Source organism: Mesorhizobium sp. M7A.F.Ca.CA.004.12.1.1, assembly GCF_003997835.1.
GTDB lineage: Bacteria > Pseudomonadota > Alphaproteobacteria > Rhizobiales > Rhizobiaceae > Mesorhizobium.
In genome coordinates, this window is sequence record NZ_RZRK01000794.1 from 1 (window position 1) to 2,774 (window position 2,774).

Consider the following 2,774-nt stretch of genomic DNA (forward strand, 5'->3'; position numbering starts at 1 on the left):
GGCGATGACCTACGCGCTGCTGCTTGCCTTTTTTCGCAACGACATGGGGTTCGGCGGCAACAACGGCCTGACCGATTTCAAGGATATTCTCGGCTTCAACGTGCAGGCCGACGCGACGCGTTCGGCGCTGTTCGCGGCCAGCGCCGTGATGCTCGCGCTTGCCGTGTTCGTCACCTGGGCGATCGTCGGCTCCAAATACGGCAAGCTCCTGATGGCGGTGCGCGATGCCGAGAGCCGCACGCGCTTCCTCGGCTGGCGGGCCGAGAACGTGAAACTGTTCGCCTTCACCGTCTCGGCTGTCATGGCCGGCATAGCCGGCGCGCTCTACGTGCCGCAGGTCGGCATCATCAATCCGGGCGAGTTCGAGCCGGCCAATTCGATTGAAGTCGTCGTCTGGGCGGCTGTCGGCGGGCGCGGCACCATCGTCGGACCGATCATCGGTGCGCTGCTGGTCAACGCCGGCAAATCCTGGTTCACCGGCGTGCTGCCGGAGTTCTGGCTGTTTGCACTGGGCGGGCTGTTCGTCGCCGTCACGCTTTTGCTGCCCAAAGGCATCATCGGCATGTGGGACAGTTGGCGCGGCAACGCCAAGGCGTTGCGGGCAGCTTCGATTGCCGAGGAAGCCGGCAGCGACCCCGACGTTCCGCCGCCGGCGAAAATCGTTCGCAGCGAGGCGAGAAAGCCCGGCGACTGGTCAGCCAGCAACCCCGAACCGCAGCCGGCGGAGTGAGCGACCATGTCAAAGTCGAACACGATCCTTTATCTCGACGGCGTCTCGGTCTCCTTCGATGGTTTTCGCGCCATCAACAATCTGTCGCTGGTGCTCGACAAGGGTGAGATGCGCGCCATCATCGGCCCCAACGGCGCCGGCAAGACGACGATGATGGACATCGTCACCGGCAAGACGCGGCCCGACGAAGGCGACGTGTTCTTCGACGGCCAGGTCGATCTGACCAAGCATGACGAGGCCGAAATCGCCATGATGGGCATCGGCCGCAAGTTTCAGAAGCCGACCGTGTTCGAAAGCCACACGATCGAGGAAAACCTGATGTTGGCGCTGAAGGGACCGCGCTCGATCTTCCCGGCGCTGTTCCATCGCCGCTCGACCGCCGAGACGCGGCAGATCGATGACATTCTCGGCATCATCCGGCTTGGCGACAAGCGTGACGAATTGGCGGCCAATCTGAGCCATGGACAAAAGCAGTGGCTCGAGATCGGCATGCTCCTGGCGCAGGACCCGAAACTGCTTCTGGTCGACGAACCGGTCGCCGGCATGACCGATGCCGAGACCGAGGAGACCGCGCGGCTGCTCAAGGATATCGCCCGCGACCATTCGGTCATCGTCGTCGAGCATGACATGCATTTCGTGCGCGAGCTCGGCGTCAAGGTCACCTGCCTGCATGAGGGCTCGGTGCTCTCGGAAGGCACACTCGATTTCGTGTCGGCCGACGAGCGTGTCGTCGAAGTCTATCTGGGGAGATGAGCATGGTCTGGCGGGTGCAGTTCCATCATTTCGATCTGTCGTTTCTGCGGTTCTGGAAAAGGCGCTGACATGCTCGAAGTTTCCAATGCCACGCTGCACTACGGCGCCGCCCAGGCGCTGCGCGGCGTGTCGCTGAAGGCGGGCGCCGGCAAGATCACCTGCGTGCTCGGCCGCAACGGCGTCGGCAAGACCAGTTTGATGAGATCGATCGTCGGCCACCACCGGCTGACGAGCGGAAGCGTTGCCTTCGAGGGGAAGGCGCTCGACCGGAGCGCGGCGTATGACCGCGCCCGGTCGGGCATCGCATTCGTACCGCAGGGCAGGGAGGTCTTTCCGCTGCTCACCGTGCGGGAGAACCTGGAATCAGGCTTCGCGCCGCTGAAACGGGCCGACCGCAACATTCCGGCGCATGTCTTCGAATTGTTCCCGGTGCTGAAGCAGATGCTCGGCCGCCGCGGCGGTGATCTTTCCGGCGGCCAGCAGCAGCAGCTCGCCATCGGACGGGCGCTGGTGATGCGGCCGAAACTGCTGGTGCTCGACGAGCCGACCGAGGGCATCCAGCCGTCGATCATCAAGGACATCGGCCGCGCCATCCGCTACCTGCGTGACCAGGCCGGCATCGCCGTGCTTCTGGTCGAACAATATCTCGATTTCTGTCGCGAGTTGGCCGACGAGGTCAACATCATGGACCGTGGCGTGATCGTCCATACCGGTCCGGCGGAAGATCTGGACCGTGCTGATGTCAGGAAGTTCCTGACGGTCTAGAATCGCCAACGCACTTCAGTTGACGATCCGAAGTCCTTGGCAAGTCCAGTATTTCTCCGGCCCTGCACCAGCCTCTCTGGTGCATCGGCAACTGCGTGCTAGTCTTTTCCTAGGCTTTTGTGAGTCGGCCGCTTCCGTACCAGTCTGGTTTATCGCAGATCGAGGAGCACGGCCAATGCCGGGCAAGTTTCACGCAAGCAAGGCTGCCTAGCTTCCCTCCTGCGATCTCTGTCGTTCAAACGCGTTTGGGCACACAGGCTAAGGGACAGCCATGGAACGTTACGTCGAGGATTACCAGAAGCGGCGGCTTATCGAACGTGTCGATATCATCGCTGCCATCAACATCTTGAGATCACAGGGCTGCGATTACGACGATCTGATCGAGGAGATCACCAAGGTCTTCTATGTCGATCTCGATACCTTCAATGAGATTGTCATGGCGGCCTAGGAGCTGCATTCGTCTCGCCACGATCAGAGGCCGGTGTTGACACACGCGATCAGCCTGCGCGCTTGAACGGAGAAGCGG

At 62.0% G+C, this 2,774-nt stretch carries 3 protein-coding genes and 1 pseudogene; all 4 read left to right on the forward strand.

What is annotated here, in order from left to right:
* Positions 1-730, forward strand: a pseudogene (locus EN984_RS29695) (urea ABC transporter permease subunit UrtC); the annotation flags it as partial.
* 6 nt (positions 731-736) lie between these two features.
* Positions 737-1,483 (forward strand): urea ABC transporter ATP-binding protein UrtD, encoded by a 747-nt coding sequence (gene urtD, locus EN984_RS29700; protein ID WP_127271299.1) that lies wholly within the window; start codon positions 737-739, stop codon positions 1,481-1,483.
* 69 nt (positions 1,484-1,552) lie between these two features.
* A complete protein-coding gene (urtE, locus tag EN984_RS29705; RefSeq protein ID WP_023813006.1) occupies positions 1,553-2,248 on the forward strand; it encodes an urea ABC transporter ATP-binding subunit UrtE in 696 nt (231 codons plus the stop codon).
* Positions 2,249-2,519: 271 nt separating this feature from the next.
* Positions 2,520-2,696, forward strand: a complete 177-nt coding sequence (locus EN984_RS29710) for a hypothetical protein (RefSeq protein WP_081738697.1) — start codon at positions 2,520-2,522, stop codon at positions 2,694-2,696.
* Positions 2,697-2,774: the final 78 nt, after the last annotated feature.